The organism is Pseudomonas fluorescens, from assembly GCF_012974785.1.
Taxonomy (GTDB): domain Bacteria; phylum Pseudomonadota; class Gammaproteobacteria; order Pseudomonadales; family Pseudomonadaceae; genus Aquipseudomonas; species Aquipseudomonas fluorescens_BT.
The window spans coordinates 288,789-304,787 of the sequence record NZ_CP027561.1; the positions used below are offsets into that span (position 1 = coordinate 288,789).

15 protein-coding genes are annotated in these 15,999 nt (G+C 61.4%); 4 read left to right on the plus strand and 11 right to left on the minus strand.

The genetic code is table 11. The features are described from left to right. Positions 1 to 6: 6 nt before the first annotated feature. Positions 7 to 1,044, plus strand: coding sequence for an L-glyceraldehyde 3-phosphate reductase (mgrA, locus tag C6Y56_RS01230; RefSeq protein WP_169428392.1), 1,038 nt, complete (start codon positions 7 to 9; stop codon positions 1,042 to 1,044). Positions 1,045 to 1,204: 160 nt separating this feature from the next. Here the strand turns inward: mgrA and tauD are convergent, their stop codons facing one another. From tauD to C6Y56_RS01265, 7 genes are all read right to left on the minus strand, one after another. After that, positions 1,205 to 2,047 carry a taurine dioxygenase gene (gene tauD, locus C6Y56_RS01235; RefSeq protein WP_169428393.1) on the minus strand — a complete coding sequence of 281 codons (843 nt, stop codon included), beginning with the start codon at positions 2,045 to 2,047 and terminating at the stop codon, positions 1,205 to 1,207. 57 nt (positions 2,048 to 2,104) lie between these two features. Beyond that, on the minus strand, positions 2,105 to 2,944 hold the full coding sequence (gene tauC / locus C6Y56_RS01240; RefSeq protein ID WP_169428394.1) for a taurine ABC transporter permease TauC: 840 nt from the start codon (positions 2,942 to 2,944) through the stop codon (positions 2,105 to 2,107). Continuing rightward, positions 2,941 to 3,735, minus strand: coding sequence for a taurine ABC transporter ATP-binding subunit (gene tauB, locus C6Y56_RS01245; RefSeq protein ID WP_169428395.1), 795 nt, complete (start codon positions 3,733 to 3,735; stop codon positions 2,941 to 2,943). Before tauB ends, tauC begins: the two co-directional genes overlap by 4 nt. 16 nt (positions 3,736 to 3,751) lie before the next feature. Next, positions 3,752 to 4,729, minus strand: coding sequence for a taurine ABC transporter substrate-binding protein (gene tauA / locus C6Y56_RS01250; RefSeq protein ID WP_169428396.1), 978 nt, complete (start codon positions 4,727 to 4,729; stop codon positions 3,752 to 3,754). Positions 4,730 to 5,089: 360 nt separating this feature from the next. Then, positions 5,090 to 6,673, minus strand: coding sequence for a glutamate--cysteine ligase (gene gshA / locus C6Y56_RS01255; protein ID WP_169428397.1), 1,584 nt, complete (start codon positions 6,671 to 6,673; stop codon positions 5,090 to 5,092). A gap of 317 nt (positions 6,674 to 6,990) precedes the next feature. Beyond that, positions 6,991 to 7,374 (minus strand): PaaI family thioesterase, encoded by a 384-nt coding sequence (locus C6Y56_RS01260; RefSeq protein WP_085733334.1) that lies wholly within the window; start codon positions 7,372 to 7,374, stop codon positions 6,991 to 6,993. Continuing rightward, complete coding sequence (locus C6Y56_RS01265) at positions 7,374 to 9,698, minus strand: Tex family protein (protein ID WP_169428398.1); 2,325 nt, start codon at positions 9,696 to 9,698, stop codon at positions 7,374 to 7,376. Before C6Y56_RS01265 ends, C6Y56_RS01260 begins: the two co-directional genes overlap by 1 nt. A gap of 360 nt (positions 9,699 to 10,058) precedes the next feature. Here C6Y56_RS01265 and ompR point away from each other — a divergent pair, with 360 nt between their 5' ends. Beyond that, positions 10,059 to 10,799, plus strand: coding sequence for an osmolarity response regulator transcription factor OmpR (gene ompR / locus C6Y56_RS01270; RefSeq protein WP_007952694.1), 741 nt, complete (start codon positions 10,059 to 10,061; stop codon positions 10,797 to 10,799). Positions 10,800 to 10,913: 114 nt separating this feature from the next. Then, entirely contained in the window at positions 10,914 to 12,227 is a 1,314-nt protein-coding gene (locus tag C6Y56_RS01275; protein ID WP_085712711.1) for an ATP-binding protein, read from the plus strand. Between the two features lie 124 nt (positions 12,228 to 12,351). On the opposite strand, the gene rimK is transcribed toward C6Y56_RS01275, so the two are convergent. From rimK to C6Y56_RS01290, 3 genes are all read right to left on the minus strand, one after another. After that, entirely contained in the window at positions 12,352 to 13,257 is a 906-nt protein-coding gene (rimK, locus tag C6Y56_RS01280; protein ID WP_007949201.1) for a 30S ribosomal protein S6--L-glutamate ligase, read from the minus strand. Then, a complete protein-coding gene (locus C6Y56_RS01285) occupies positions 13,254 to 13,673 on the minus strand; it encodes an ATP-dependent zinc protease family protein (protein ID WP_240789107.1) in 420 nt (139 codons plus the stop codon). The genes rimK and C6Y56_RS01285 overlap by 4 nt, the downstream gene beginning before the upstream one ends. A 76-nt stretch (positions 13,674 to 13,749) precedes the next feature. Beyond that, on the minus strand, positions 13,750 to 14,529 hold the full coding sequence (locus tag C6Y56_RS01290) for an EAL domain-containing protein (protein ID WP_169428399.1): 780 nt from the start codon (positions 14,527 to 14,529) through the stop codon (positions 13,750 to 13,752). Between the two features lie 116 nt (positions 14,530 to 14,645). Here C6Y56_RS01290 and C6Y56_RS01295 point away from each other — a divergent pair, with 116 nt between their 5' ends. Continuing rightward, a complete protein-coding gene (locus tag C6Y56_RS01295; protein ID WP_169428400.1) occupies positions 14,646 to 15,053 on the plus strand; it encodes an RNA-binding S4 domain-containing protein in 408 nt (135 codons plus the stop codon). 68 nt (positions 15,054 to 15,121) lie between these two features. Here the strand turns inward: C6Y56_RS01295 and C6Y56_RS01300 are convergent, their stop codons facing one another. Then, a complete protein-coding gene (locus C6Y56_RS01300) occupies positions 15,122 to 15,922 on the minus strand; it encodes a phosphatase PAP2 family protein (RefSeq protein ID WP_169428401.1) in 801 nt (266 codons plus the stop codon). Positions 15,923 to 15,999 lie beyond the last annotated feature (77 nt).

Here is a 15,999-nt window from a genome sequence, read left to right on the forward strand (position 1 = left end):
GATTCGATGACTTACACCGCTGCCGAAAACCGCTATGACTCCATCCCTTACCGCCGCGTCGGACGCAGCGGTCTGGTGCTGCCGGCGCTTTCCCTGGGCCTGTGGCACAACTTCGGCGACAGCACGCCGATCGACACCCAGCGCGCGTTGCTGCGCACGGCGTTCGACCTGGGCATCAACCACTTCGACCTGGCCAACAACTACGGCCCGCCCTACGGCAGCGCCGAGATCAACTTCGGTCGTCTGCTGCGCGAAGACTTCAAGCAATACCGCGACGAACTGATCATCTCCAGCAAGGCCGGCTGGGACATGTGGCCCGGCCCTTACGGCCAGGGCGGCGGCTCGCGCAAATACGTGCTGGCCAGCCTCGACCAGAGCCTGCAACGCCTGGGCCTGGACTATGTGGATATCTTCTATTCGCACCGCTTCGACCCGGACACCCCGCTGGAAGAAACCGCCAGCGCCCTCGCCACGGCGGTGCAGCAGGGCAAGGCGTTGTACATCGGCATCTCGTCGTACTCCGGGGTGAAAACCCGCGAAATCGCCGCGTTGCTCAAAGAGTGGAAAGTGCCGCTGCTGATCCACCAACCGGCCTACAACCTGCTCAACCGCTGGGTGGAAAAGGACCTGCTCGACACCACCGACGAGCTCGGCACTGGCGTGATTGCCTTCACCCCGCTGGCGCAGGGTCTGCTGACCGACAAATACCTCAACGGCGTGCCGGCGGATGCGCGGGTCAACCGTCCGGGCGGTGGTTCTTTGCAGGCTTCGCACTTGTCCGAGGCCAACATTGCTCACGTGCGGGCGTTGAATGAAATCGCCAAGCGTCGTGGCCAGAGCCTGGCGCAACTGGCATTGGCCTGGACGCTGCGCGATCCGCGGGTGACCTCGGCATTGATTGGCGCGAGCCGGCCGGAGCAGATTATCGAGAACGTCGGGGCGTTGAAGAATCTGAGCTTCAGTGCTCAGGAACTGGCGGAGATTGACCGGTTTGCCCAGGAGGGCGGGATCAATCTTTGGGAGAAACCATCGACGGCTGAATAAGTGACTGGCGCCGAAATATTCGGCGCCTGCTCTGACGCTTTCGCGGGCAAGCCCGCTCCCACAGGGGCCGAGTCGTACACAAAATCTGCGAACACAGCTGTCTTTGTGGGAGCGGGCTTGCCCGCGAAGAGGCCGGCTCAAGCACCAAAGAAATCGGGGCCTATTTAAAGAACGGCACATCTCCCAACACCGTAGCCCGCTGCATCACTCGCCGCGCCGGCCGGTAGTCATCCACCGCGTAATGCTGCGTCACGCGGTTGTCCCAGAACGCGATGTCGTCCTTCTGCCAGCGCCAGCGAATGGTGAATTCCGGCCGCGTCGCGTGGGCGAACAGAAACTTCAAAATCGCTTCGCTCTCGGTCTCCGACAGCTCATTGATCTTCGACGTGAACCCTTCGTTGACGAACAACGAACGGCGTCCGCTCACCGGATGAGTCCGAATCACCGGGTGCGACAGCGGTGGATTCTTGCGCCGCGCCTCTTCCCACTGCGCCAGTGCTTGCGGGGTGTTGCCGTAGCGCTCCAGCGGAAACGAACGGGTGAAGTCATGAGTCGCGGTCAGCCCTTCGAGCAGTGCTTTCATTGGCGCCGACAGCGCTTCATAGGCGGCGATCCCGCTGGCCCACAACGTGTCGCCACCGAACTCCGGCAACAGCTTGGCGCTGAGCACCGCGCCCATGGCCGGGGTCGGCAGGAAGGTCACGTCGGTGTGCCAGATCGCGTTGTCGCGCACGTCGGTGACGGCGGTGTCGAGGATCAGCACTTCCGGTTGTTCCGGTACGTTCGGGTAGATCGGGTGAATGTGCAGGTCGCCGAAATAGTGGGCGAAGCGCGCCTGCTGCGAAGGCTCGATCGGCTGATTGCGGAAGAACAGCACTTGATATTTGAGCAGCGCCTGCTCGATGGCGTCGCGCTGTTCCAGGTTCAGCGGCTGGCTGATGTCGACGCCGCTGATCTGTGCGCCGAGGGCCGAGCTTAACGGGGTGATGTTCAGGCTGCTCATGGTGGTTCTCTTCAATTCCGGGGCCCCGAAACTGTCGGGGTAGTCAGTGCTGAAAAATCAGTGGGCCTGGCCGTGCCACGGCACCAGTTTGCGTTGCAGGGCGCGCAGGCCCATCTCCATGGCGAAGGCGATCAGGGCGATGACCAGAATCCCCAGCACCACCACATCGGTGACCAGAAACTGCGCGGCCGACTGCACCATGAAGCCCAGGCCGCTGGTGGCCGCGATCAGTTCGGCGGCGACCAGCGTCGACCAGCCGACACCCAGGCCGATGCGCACACCGGTCAGAATGTCCGGCAGAGCACTTGGCAAAATCACATGGCGGATCAGTTGTGCGCGGGTGGCGCCCAGCGACTGCGCGGCGCGCAATTTGGCCGGGTCGACGGTGCGCACGCCAGTGGCGGTGGCAATCGCGATCGGAGCGAAAATCGCCAGGTAGATCAGCAGCACTTTCGACAATTCGCCGATGCCGCACCAGATCACGATCAGCGGCAGATACGCCAGTGGCGGAATCGGCCGGTAGAACTCGATCAGCGGATCGAGCACGCCACGGGCGATGCGGTTGGCGCCGATGGCAATGCCCACCGGCACGGCGGTCAGAATCGCAAAACCCAGGCCCAGGCCGATGCGGCTCAGGCTCGCGCCCAGGTGCTGCCACAACGTTGAATCCATGTAGCCCGTGGTCGCCAGCAACCAGCCTTTTTGCAGCACGGCGGACGGTGGCGGCAGGAACAGCGGTTCGATCAGGCCGGTGGCCGTCACGGCCCACCAGATCACCAGTAACGCGAACAGGGTCAGCAGGCTGATCCAGCGGGTGCTGAGGCTGCGGCGCACGGGAATCACCGCCGACGTGGCGGCAGGTTTCACGGCGGTGGCGGAAACGTCGTAACTGCTCATGCGCGCTCCTGCCGCTGAGCGGCGCTGCGTTGCGAGAACACTTTGGCGAGTACGTGTTCGCGGGTTTCGATGAAGCGCGGATCGGACTTGATCGACCGCGCCGATTCGCCGGCGGCGTAGCGCTTGCCGAAGTCGAGATGCAGACGCTCGACGATCTGCCCCGGATTCGGCGCCAGCAAAATCAGGTCAGTAGCGAGGAACACCGCTTCTTCAATGTCGTGGGTAATCAGGAACACCGGTTTGGCGGTGCGTTGCCAGACTTGCAGCAACAGCTCCTGCATCTGTTCGCGGGTAAAGGCGTCGAGGGCGCCGAAGGGTTCATCCATCAACAGCACGCGTGGGTCGGCGGCGAGGGCGCGGGCCAGGCCGACGCGCTGTTTCTGGCCGCCGGAGAGCTGCCAGATGCGACGGTGTTCAAAACCGGAAAGGTCGACCAGCGCGAGCATTTCCCGGGCGCGCTGTTCGCGTTTGTCCTTGGCCACACCGGCCAGTTCGAGACCGAAAGCCACGTTGGCCAGCACGTCCTGCCAGGGCAGCAGGGCGTCGTCCTGGAACACCACGCCGCGTTCGGCGCTCGGGCCTTTGACCGGTACGTTGTCGAGGGTGATGCGACCGGCGCTTGGTTCGACGAAGCCGGCAATCAGGTTCAACAGCGAAGTCTTGCCACTGCCGGAAGGGCCCAGGGCCACCAGCAATTGCTGAGGGCCGAGGGTCAGGGAAATGTCGGACAGTACCGGTTCCGGACTGCCGGGATACTGTGCGCTGATGCGCTCCAGCTGTAGCAAGGCCATCGCAGTTGACTCCCGATCAGTTGGTGATGTACTTGGCGCTGACGTACGGCGCGTAGTCCGGCAGTACCGCTTCGACCTTGCCTTGCTCCTTGAGGAACGCAGCGGTGTCGGTGATGGCTTTGGTAGTCGGCGCGCCGAGGTCACTGACCTGATCCGCCGCCAGCGGGTAGACGTTGCCTTGCAGCAGTAATGGAATGTCGCTGGCCTTGGCGCCGGAGAGCTTCACCAGCTTGTCGACGTTGCTCTGGTTGGCCAGCCAGGCTTTTGGATCCTTGCGGTAGTCGGCGTAGGCGTCGAGGGTGACTTTGGCGAAGGCCGTGACGATTTCCGGGTGCTTCTCGGCGAAGTCCTTGCGCACGATCCAGGCGTCGAAGGTCGGCGCGCCGAACTTGGCCAGCTCACCGGAAGTGATCAGCACTTTGCCGTTTTCCTTGGCCACACCCAGCGCCGGATCCCAAACGTAAGTGGCGTCGATGTCACCGCGTTTCCACGCGGCAATGATCGCCGGCGGGGCGAGGTTGAGGACGGTGACTTTCGAAGGGTCGATGTTCCAGTGCTTCAGCGCGGCGAGCAGGCTGTAGTGACCGGTGGACACGAACGGCACGGCGATTTTCTTGCCGACCAGATCCTGCGGGGTCTTGATGCCGGAGCCGTCGCGGGCGACCAGCGCTTCGGCGGCGCCGATCTGGGTGGCAATTAGAAAGGTTTCCACCGGCACCTTGCGGGTGATCGCCGCGGTCAGCGGGCTGGAACCGAGGTAGCCGATCTGCACGTCACCGGAGGCGATGGCGGCAATGATATCGGCACCGTTATCGAACTTGCGCCAGTTGATGTCGGCCTTGGTGGCTTTCTCGTAGGCGCCGTCGGCCTGGGCGACTTTCGCCGGATCGACGGTGGTCTGGTAGGCAACAGTGAGGTCGGCGGCCTGAGCCAGGAAACTCGCGGCAGCCAGAGAGGCCACGGCCAGCAGGCGAAGCGGGACATTCAGTTTCATTGAAGAGCTCCATATCAGGCGACCGAGCGTCGGCGTGAAAGGAGACTAAATGATCTAAGAATCTAAAAATAAATAACTTTTTAGAATGAGCTTATGAGCGGAAAAATCTAAGGCTCAGAGGTATTGGGGGCGTTGGAGTTCTGGGTATGGCTTGAGATCTTTTCCCCCTCACCCCAACCCTCCCGAAGCGTCGGACCGCCCCCAGGGGGGCGAGGGGGAAAGGGAGCTGATCGGGGGCTTTTCAGATCCTGAGTTCGACTCGGTATTTCACGTCGGTGCAGTTCGAGAGTACAACTCGGTCAGTCCCCTCTCCCCTTGGGAGAGGGCTAGGGTGAGGGGCTGCGATCCAAAGCCGATCGATCAGTTGCTGATCGCCAGAATGCTCGCCTGATACGACCCGACAAACACGTCGAAATCGCCGACCTCGTTCTGTTCCAGCTCAGCCTGTTGCGCCAGTGAAGAGCGCGCCAGTTCTTCAAACTTCGCTTGCTCGTCAGCCGCCAACGGCTCGCTGCGGAAGAACTCGGCGTGGGCCTGGCTCTGGCGCAGGGAGAATTGCGCGAAGCTTTCCTTGTGCTCGGCCATGGCCGCCAGCACTTGGGCCGAAGGTGTCAGGGACGAGTCCTTGACCTTCGCCAGTTGCGCGTCGAGGGCCTTGCTGTGGGCATCGCCGCCATGGCTCTGATCGAGCAACGCGGCCAGCGGAGCAATTTTTTCCAGCAGTTGCGCCGCCCATTCCTTCATGTCGACGGGTTGGCCGTCGCGCTGCAATTGCAGGCCCGGACGGCGACCTTCCTTGACCACGCTGAGGAAGTTGGAGGTGGCGTTGCCGCAGCTGATGTTGGTCAGCAACGGGCTGTCGTTCAGCGCGCAGTACAGCAGGAACGCGTCGAGGAAGCGCGACTCGGTCAGATCGATGCCCATCGGCAGGAACGGGTTGATGTCCAGGCAGCGCACTTCGACGTACTGGATGCCACGGGCCATCAAGGCCTGGATCGGCCGCTCGCCGGTGTAGGTCACGCGTTTCGGGCGGATGTTGGAGTAGTACTCGTTTTCGATCTGCAGGATGTTGGTGTTCAGTTGCACCCACTCGCCATCCTGGTGCGTGCCGATTTCAACGTACGGCGCGTACGGCGTGGCCACCGCTTGGCGCAGGCTGTCGGTGTAGCTGGCCAGGTCGTTGTAGCAAGGGGTCAGGCCGGCCTGGGCGTTGCTCTGGTAACCGAGGTCACTCATGCGCAGGCTGGTGGCGTAGGGCAGGTACAGGGTGTCCGGATCCAGCTGTTCCAGCTGATGCGAACGGCCGCGCAGGAAACCGGCGTCCAGCGCCGGCGAAGCGCCGAACAGGTACATCAGTAGCCAGCTGTAGCGACGGAAGTTACGGATCAGCGCGATGTAGGACGACGACTGGAAATCCCGGTCGGTGCCGACGAAGCCTTCGGCTTCTTTCAGCAACGGCCAGAGCTTTTCCGGCAGGGAGAAGTTGTAGTGAATCCCGGCGATGCACTGCATGGTCTTGCCGTAACGCAGGGCCAGGCCCTTGCGGTAGACGTACTTGAGCTGACCGATGTTGGAGGTGCCGTAATAGGCGATCGGGATGTCTTCCTCGGCCGGCAACGGGCACGGCATCGATGGACTCCACAGGTACTCGTTGCCGAGCTTGCTGTAGGCGAAGCGATGAATCTTGTCCAGGCTGGCCAGGGTATCGGCAGGGTCTGGCAGGGCGGGCGTGATGAACTCCAGCAACGACTCGGAATAGTCGGTCGTGATCTGTTCGTTGGTCAGCGCGGAACCCAGGGCTTCAGGGTGCGGCGTTTGGGCCAGACGGCCTTCGCCGGTCACGCGCAGGCATTCACGTTCGATACCGTGAAGGCACTGCTCAAGCAGAGAGAGGTTAGCGCGCTCGCCGAGCAGAGCCAGGCGGCGGTTGAGAAGTTCGCTCAATTTGGATTCCTTCACGCGTCAGTCGCCCCAATATGGGGGTGGGCAGGACGGTCTACAAGGGTGAAGTTGAAACTGGCGTTTTCGCCTGGTTTTTCGGGCTCTGAAGCCCCCGTTGAAGCGCCGACTTCATTCCCTGAATCTGGCCGATGCACGCGAAGATTACGCGATCCCTGTGGGAGCGGGCTTGCCCGCGAAGGCGTCGTGTCAGGCGACCTGATGCTGCCTGACACTCCCTCTTCGCGGGCAAGCCCGCTCCCACAGAAAAGCTCGACGCTGCGATCACAGCGCCGAAATTAACTCAAAATGATGAACAACATCTACAGGACAGCGAACGTGCCTTGCGCTTTTGCGACCAGTTTGTCGCCCTGCATCACGTCGGCTTCGACCACCAGCGTGCGCCGGCCCGGGTGGATCACCCGCGCCGTGCACATCACCTCGCCTTCGGAGACGGCGCGGATGTAGTTGATCTTGCACTCGATGGTCGCGCTCTGCTGATCAAAGCCGTGGGTGCTGGAACAGGCCAGCCCCATGGCGATATCGACCAGACTGAACAGCGCGCCACCGTGCAGCTTGCCGCCGCGATTGCGCAGTTCGGGTTCCAGCGCCAGGGCGACTTGCGCCACCCCGGTTTCCAGGCTGTGCAGGCGACAGCCCAACAGCTTGAAAAACGCGCTCTCGACGAGCCCGGCCGGAATTTCCATCAACGTTTCTTCAACTGCTTGGCGTTGGCGAACAGCGACGCCATGGCGTTGTTCGCCGGAGCTGCCGGGGTGCTTTCCTTGCGCGGAGCCGAACCCTGGGACTGGCGTGGCGCCGAGCCCGGACGCGAACCACGGGCACCGTCGATCTTCTCGCCCGGGGTGTCGCTCATACGCATCGACAGGCCGACGCGTTTGCGCGGGATGTCGACTTCCATGACCTTCACTTTCACCACGTCACCGGCCTTCACCGCCTCGCGCGGATCCTTGATGAATTTCTCCGAGAGCGCGGAAATGTGCACCAGACCGTCCTGATGCACGCCGATGTCGACGAACGCACCGAACGCGGTCACGTTGGTCACCACGCCTTCGAGGATCATCCCCAGTTGCAGGTCCTTCAGGTCCTCGACGCCTTCCTGGAACTCGGCGGTCTTGAACTCCGGACGCGGGTCGCGGCCCGGTTTTTCCAGTTCCTGCAGAATGTCGGTGACGGTTGGCAGACCGAAGGTCTCGTCGGTGAATTTCTTCGGATCCAGACGCTTGAGGAACGCCGCGTCGCCGATCAGCGAGCGGATGTCGCGGTCGGTTTCAGCGGCGATGCGTTGCACCAGCGGATAGGCTTCCGGGTGAACGGCCGAGGAATCCAGCGGGTTATCGCCGTTCATCACGCGCAGGAAGCCGGCGGCCTGCTCAAAGGTTTTCTCGCCCAGACGCGCGACTTTCTTCAGCGCAGCGCGAGTTTTGAATGCGCCGTGCTCGTCCCGGTGGGCCACGATGTTCTGCGCCAGGGTCGCGTTGAGGCCGGAGATCCGCGCCAACAGCGCTACGGAGGCGGTGTTCACGTCCACGCCCACGGCGTTCACGCAGTCCTCGACCACGGCGTCCAGGCCGCGCGCCAGCTTCAGCTGCGACACGTCGTGCTGGTACTGGCCGACACCGATGGATTTCGGATCGATTTTCACCAGCTCTGCCAGTGGGTCCTGCAGACGGCGGGCAATCGATACTGCGCCACGGATCGATACGTCCAGATCCGGGAATTCCTTGGCCGCCAGTTCCGATGCCGAGTACACCGATGCGCCGGCTTCGGAGACCATGACCTTGGTCATTTTCATCGCCGGGTATTTTTTGATCAGCTCGATGGCCAGCTTGTCGGTTTCACGGCTGGCGGTGCCGTTGCCGATGGCGATCAGATCGACCGAGTGCTTGGCGCACAGGGCGGCCAGGATGGCGATGGTCTGATCCCACTTGTTGTGCGGCACGTGCGGGTAAACCGTGGCGTGATCCAGCAGCTTGCCGGTGGCGTCGACCACGGCGACCTTGCAACCGGTGCGCAGGCCCGGGTCCAGGCCCAGGGTGGCACGCGGGCCGGCCGGGGCGGCCAGCAGCAGGTCGTGCAGATTGTGGGCGAACACGTTGATCGCCTCGGTCTCGGCGCCGTCGCGCAGCTCGCCGAGCAGGTCGGTTTCCAGGTGGGTGTAGAGCTTGACCTTCCAGGTCCAGCGCACCACTTCGCCCAGCCATTTGTCGGCCGGACGGTTCTGATTCTGGATGCCGACGTGCTGGCCGATCATGCCTTCGCACGGGTGCAGGGTGCCCGGCAGTTCTTCGCCGACTTTCAGCGCGGAGCTGAGAATGCCTTCGTTGCGACCACGGAAAATTGCCAGCGCGCGGTGCGACGGCATGCTTTTCAGCGGTTCGTCGTGTTCGAAGTAATCGCGGAATTTGGCGCCTTCCTCTTCCTTGCCGGCGATCACGCGGGCGCTGAGGGTGGCTTCCTGCTTCAAATAATTGCGCAGTTTGTCCAGCAGGTTGGCGTCTTCGGCGAAGCGCTCCATGAGGATGTATTTGGCGCCTTCCAGCGCTGCCTTGGCATCGGCCACGCCTTTTTCGGCGTCGACGAAGCGCGCAGCTTCGGCTTCGGGGGTCAGGCTCGGGTCGTTGAACAGACCGTCGGCCAGCTCGCCGAGGCCGGCTTCCAGGGCGATCTGGCCCTTGGTGCGGCGCTTCTGCTTGTACGGCAGGTACAGGTCTTCGAGGCGGGTCTTGGTGTCGGCGAGTTTGATTTCGCGTTCCAGTTCGGGGGTGAGTTTGCCCTGCTCCTGGATGCTGGAAAGAATGCTGATGCGCCGTTCGTCGAGTTCTCGCAGGTAGCGCAGACGCTCTTCCAGATGACGCAACTGAGTGTCATCGAGGCTGCCGGTCACTTCTTTCCGGTAACGGGCGATGAAGGGAACGGTTGAGCCTTCATCGAGTAGCGCGACGGCCGCTTCGACCTGTTGTGGGCGTACGCCGAGTTCCTCGGCGATGCGGCTGTTGATGCTGTCCATAAAACCACCTGACAAATTGTGAAAGCAGGCTCGCAGGCGCGTAAATGAAGGCCCGGAGTCTGGTGGGGCGGCTTGATGCTGGCCGCTGCCTGGGTCAAAAGGCATTCCATTGACCCGTGAAATCGAACAATTACTGCGGCGACCCGGAAAATAAAGGACGGCCACCTGCGGTAACGATTCAGACGTTGCCTGGCACAAAAGGCCGCGCATTATAACCGGCGTTCTGTCATTCGGGGGCGACGCAGTCTGTAGGCTCAAGCCCCGGTTTTCTGGCAGTGAAGGAAAAATCTGCTAACAATGCACACGGTGCGTATAACGGCAGCTACGCCATAATGCGCGCCGAGCTAAAAGGAGCATCCAATGAGCAGCACTGCACAAACTGCTGAAGGCGAAAAAATTCTTATTGTTGACGACGATCCGGGGCTGAGCAGCCTGCTGGAACGCTTCTTCGTCAGCAAGGGCTACCGTGCCCGCGCCGTACCGAACACCGAGCAGATGGATCGTCTGCTGTCGCGCGAAGTGTTCAACCTGGTCGTTCTCGACCTGATGCTGCCAGGTGAAGACGGCCTGACTGCTTGCCGTCGCCTGCGTGGCGCGAACAATCAGATCCCGATCATCATGCTCACCGCCAAGGGCGACGAGTTGAGCCGTATCAAGGGTCTGGAGCTGGGCGCCGACGACTACCTGGCCAAGCCGTTCAACCCGGACGAGCTGATGGCCCGGGTCAAAGCCGTACTGCGCCGTCAGGCCGCACCGGTGCCGGGCGCGCCGGGCAGTGAAGAAGAAAATGTCACGTTCGGCGACTACGTGCTGTCCCTGGCCACCCGCGAACTCAAGCGCGGCGACGAAGTGCACATGCTCACCACCGGTGAGTTTGCGGTACTCAAGGCCTTGGTGATGAACGCCCGTCAGCCGCTGACCCGCGACAAGCTGATGAACCTGGCTCGTGGCCGGGAGTGGGATGCCCTGGAGCGTTCCATCGACGTGCAGATTTCCCGTCTGCGCCGGATGATCGAACCCGATCCGTCCAAACCGCGCTACATCCAGACTGTCTGGGGCGTGGGTTATGTATTCGTGCCGGATGGCAACTCCACCAAGTGACGGGTGATTTGTAGGAGCGGGTCTGCGGGAAACGGTCGAAAGTGCCGCCTCCGCAGACTCGCTATCCGCAATATGCGAGCATTGCTCGCTCCTGCAAGTGCGTAGCGGTTATCCATGAAAACCCCTGTCTGGTTCCCCCAAAGTTTCTTCTCCCGCACCCTCTGGCTGGTGCTCATCGTCGTATTGTTTTCCAAGGCACTGACCCTGGTTTATCTGCTGATGAACGAGGATGTGCTGGTGGATCGCCAATACAGCCACGGCGTCGCCTTGACGCTGCGCGCCTATTGGGCCGCCGATGAAGAGAACCGCGCGAAGATCGCCGATGCCGCAACCCTGATCCGGGTGGTCGGTGCCGGTGTGCCGGAAGGTGAACAGCACTGGCCTTACAGCGAAATCTACCAGCGGCAGATGCAGGCGGAGCTGGGTGCCGATACAGAAGTCCGGCTGCGCATGCATTCGCCGCCGGCGTTGTGGGTGCGCGCGCCGAGCCTGGGGGACGGATGGCTGAAAGTGCCGTTGTATCCTCATCCGTTGCGTGGCCAGAAAATCTGGAACGTGCTCGGATGGTTCCTCGCCATCGGGCTGCTTTCGACCGCTTCCGCATGGATTTTCGTCAGCCAGCTCAACCAACCGTTGAAACGTCTGGTCTATGCCGCCCGGCAACTCGGTCAGGGCCGCAGCGTGCGCCTGCCGATCAGCGATACGCCCAGCGAAATGACCGAGGTTTATCGCGCCTTCAATCAGATGGCTGAAGACGTCGAACAGGCCGGTCGTGAACGTGAACTGATGCTCGCCGGCGTTTCCCATGACCTGCGAACACCGCTGACCCGTCTGCGACTGTCACTGGAGTTGATGGGCGATCGCACCGACCTGACCGACGACATGGTGCGCGACATCGAAGACATGGACGCGATCCTCGACCAGTTCCTCGCGTTCATTCGCGATGGTCGAGACGAGTCGGTGGAAGAGGTGGATCTGAGCGATCTGGTGCGCGAAGTCGCGGCGCCGTACAACCAGAGTGAAGAAAAGGTGCGTTTGCGTCTGGAGCCGATCCAGCCGTTCCCGCTGCGTCGGGTGTCGATGAAACGTCTGCTGAACAACCTGATCGGCAACGCGTTGAACCATGCCGGCGGTAGCGTGGACGTCGCGGCCTATGTGTCCGGCGACACCAGCGCGCCGTATGTGGTGCTGAGCGTGATGGACCGTGGGGCGGGGATTGATCCGTCGGAGCTCGAGGCGATCTTCAATCCGTTCACCCGTGGCGACCGCGCGCGGGGCGGGAAGGGCACCGGGCTGGGGCTGGCGATCGTCAAGCGGATAGCTTCGATGCATGGCGGCAATGTCGAGTTGCGTAACCGGTCCGGTGGCGGGCTGGAAGCACGGGTTCGGTTGCCGCTGGGATTGATGTTGCCAAGAGATGCCGTTTAACGGCGGATATCCTGCCGGGTCTGACGGCCTCTTCACGAGCAAGCTCGCTCCCACAGTTGAAATGCATCCCCCTGTGGGAGCCAGCTCGCGATGGCGGCCATTTGGCCGCCTCATCGCTTCAGGTCTAGCCCTTGCCTTTGGTGCGGGTCATGTTCGGCCCGCCATTCTTCTCAAGGTGTTCGATGATGATCCCCGCCACGTTCTTGCCGGTGGTGGTCTCGATCCCTTCCAGGCCCGGCGACGAGTTCACTTCCATCACCAACGGCCCGTGATTCGAACGCAGGATATCCACACCGGCCACCGCCAAGCCCATGACCTTGGCGGCGCGCAACGCGGTCATGCGTTCTTCCGGGGTGATCTTGATCAGGCTGGCGCTGCCGCCACGGTGCAGGTTGGAGCGGAATTCCCCGGGCTTGGCCTGACGCTTCATCGCCGCGATCACCTTGTCACCGACCACGAAACAGCGAATGTCCGCGCCGCCCGCTTCCTTGATGTATTCCTGCACCATGATGTTCTGCTTCAGGCCCATGAATGCCTCGATCACCGACTCCGCCGCCGTTGCAGTTTCACACAGCACCACGCCGATCCCCTGGGTACCTTCCAGCACCTTGATCACCAATGGTGCGCCGTTGACCATGTCGATCAGGTCGGGAATGTCGTCCGGCGAGTGGGCGAACCCGGTCACTGGCAGGCCGATGCCACGGCGGGAAAGCAGCTGCAGCGAACGCAGTTTGTCCCGGGAGCGGGCGATGGCCACCGATTCGTTGAGCGGGAACACCCCCATCATTTCGAACTGACGCAACACCGCGCAGCCATAGAACGTCACTGATGCGCCGATCCGCGGGATCACCGCGTCGAAACCTTCCAGCGGTTTGCCGCGATAGTGGATCTGCGGTTTGTGGCTGGCGATGTTCATGTAGGCGCGCAAGGTGTCGATCACCACCATTTCATGCCCGCGTTCGGTGCCGGCTTCGACCAGACGACGGGTGGAATACAGACGCGGATTGCGCGACAGCACAGCGATCTTCATGCAACACCTGTGGAGGAGGTAGATACCGGGAACACCGGCTTGTCTTGTACATACTTGATGCCCGGATTGACCACCAGCTGGCCGTCGATCAGGGCTTTGGAACCGAGCAACAGGCGATAGCGCATGGACTTGCGGCAGGCGAGGGTGAACTCGACCGGCCAGACCCGATCACCGAGGGCCAGGGTGGTGCTGATCACGTAGCGCACCTGGGCCTGGCCGTTGGAACTCTTGATGGTCTTGCGGGTGACCAGCGGCGCTTCGCAACGCCGGTGGCGCAACTGCACCACCGTGCCCAGGTGCGCAGTGAAACGCACCCATTTCTCGCCGTCCCGTTCGAACGGCTCGATGTCGGTGGCGTGCAGGCTGGAGGTGCTGGCGCCGGTGTCGATTTTCGCCCGAAGGCCCGCAACTCCCAGATCCGGGAGCGCCACCCACTCGCGCAGACCGACAACGGTCAAATGGTCAAATGTCTTCAATGGAAAAAACCAACAATTAACGCGCCCACGCTGCAGGGGAAACCTGAGCTAACGCTTTGAATGCAGGCTTGGCGAACCAGAATCCCTGCATCAGAAATATTCCACAATCCGCCAGGAAATCCCGTTCACCAGCGCTTTCTATGCCTTCGGCGATGACTGTAACGTCCAACTCCGCACAGATTGTGACAATCCCCCGAACGATAGCCTGACGAATACGGTCACGGTCGATATCGCGGATCAGCGCCATGTCGAGTTTGATCAGGTCAGGCTGGAAATCGGCCAGCAGATTGAGCCCCGAATAGCCGGCACCGAAATCGTCGATAGCCGTCTTGAAGCCGAATTCGCGGTATTCACGCAGAATATTGGTCAAATGGCGATAGTTATCTACGTGCTCGCTTTCCAGGGTTTCGAAAATCAGACGGTCGATCGGGAAATTGTGTTTCCTGGCAGCCTCCAGGGTGCTGCGAATGCATAACTCTGGACGATAGACGGCGTTGGGCATGAAGTTGATCGACAAGTGTGTCTGCATATTAAGCGCGGCCGCGCCTTCGATGGCGCGAGTCCGGCAGAGTTGGTCGAAACGGTAGCGGTTGTCTTCTGTAACCTGGTCCAGCACGGTTAACGCGCCTTCACCGGCCGGACTACGAACCAGCGCCTCGTAGGCGTAAACCGACTCGTCACGCAGATCCACGATGGGCTGATAAGCGAAGGAAAAATCGAAGCCCAGCGGCTCGCTTTGCTGGCAGCCCAGGCACCCGGATCGGGGCGAGGTCAATGAAGACGGAAATTTGGTCACTCGATCACTCCATGCCGTTGAACCGGCGAAGATCACAGTTTATCTGGAGGGCCGGATCCTTGCGCCCGACAGAATCGGTAGTACAGTTCCGACTACTGGCTGAACGAGGAATTCATATGGCGCAAAAACAGGAAGAGGACGACAAGGTCCGTCTCGATAAATGGTTGTGGGCAGCGCGTTTTTATAAAACACGGGCCTTGGCCAAGGCTGCGATCGAGAGCGGCAAAGTGCATTGTCGGGGAGAGCGCTGCAAGCCTGGCAAAGAGCCACGCATTGGCGACGAATTCGAGATTCGCACCGGCTTCGAGGAAAAGACTGTAGTGGTCCAGGCCCTGTCGATCGTGCGTCGTGGCGCGCCGGAAGCTCAGACACTGTATGCGGAGACCGAGGCCAGTATCGCCAAGCGCGAGGCGGCTGCGGCGATGCGCAAGGCCGGGGCGATGGGCGTGACCACCGATGGCAAACCCAGCAAGAAGCAGCGGCGGGATCTGTTTAAATTTCGTGGGAACAGTAGCGGCGAATAAAAAATCGCAGCTGGCCGGTCCTGACTCAAGACCCGTCAAAGGCTGCGATTTTTTTCAGTGGTCGTCGATTATCGTGCGGACACGATGGTCATCCGCGAAATCACCGGCAACTTGCCCAGCAGCCCGAAAATCGGCGCCGTGACCTTCAGCCAGAAATTCGCCGCGTGATAGGCGAACGGCGTGTAGTAACCCCAACCCAGCGCCCACACCGCCAGCAGCAGACCACCGATGTAATCGTCCTGGCCCCAGTGTGCGCCGGCTACCAGACGCGGCAGCATGAACAGCAGCGCCAGGCCCCAGATCGTCAGGAACTGGCCGGCTGAACGACTGAACACCCCCATGAACAGCGCCCAGATCAGCAGCACCGAAGCGTGGTCACCGGGGAAACTCTGGCTTGAGCGATCCTTCAGCTCAAAGGCCTTCTCCAGATGCGGGAAGTAATCGCTCATATGGACGGCGCCTTCGAGCACCATGGAGGGACTGTTGTGCTGCCAGCCCATGTGATCGGCGAATTTGGAAAACAGCGCGCGGATGACCACCATCAGCAGCAGGATCGAGAAAAATCCGAAGAAGGCGCGACGTACATCAATCGCCTTGAAGACCCAGTCGCCCTTGATCAGCAACGTCAGCAGAATCAGTCCGACGACAACATCGAACGGGCGCAGACTTGCAATTGCCCAGATGTGGAGCCATATGGGGTTGCTGGCCAGCGGAGTATTGAGTGAGCGGAACAGCCACTCGTCGAAAACCACACACAGCATCTGGCCTGTAGGCCATAACCAGAAAGCCAGTAGTGCCAATGGCACCGTATTGCACAGAAGCAGCCGGCCGAGGTTCCACCTTGATTGGAACAAACCCGGATTGTTCATAAAATGCCTCCCGTGGCTGAACACAGGCATCAAAATGGATGCCAGAAGCGCGGGATTTTCATTCTTTGTAACCATTT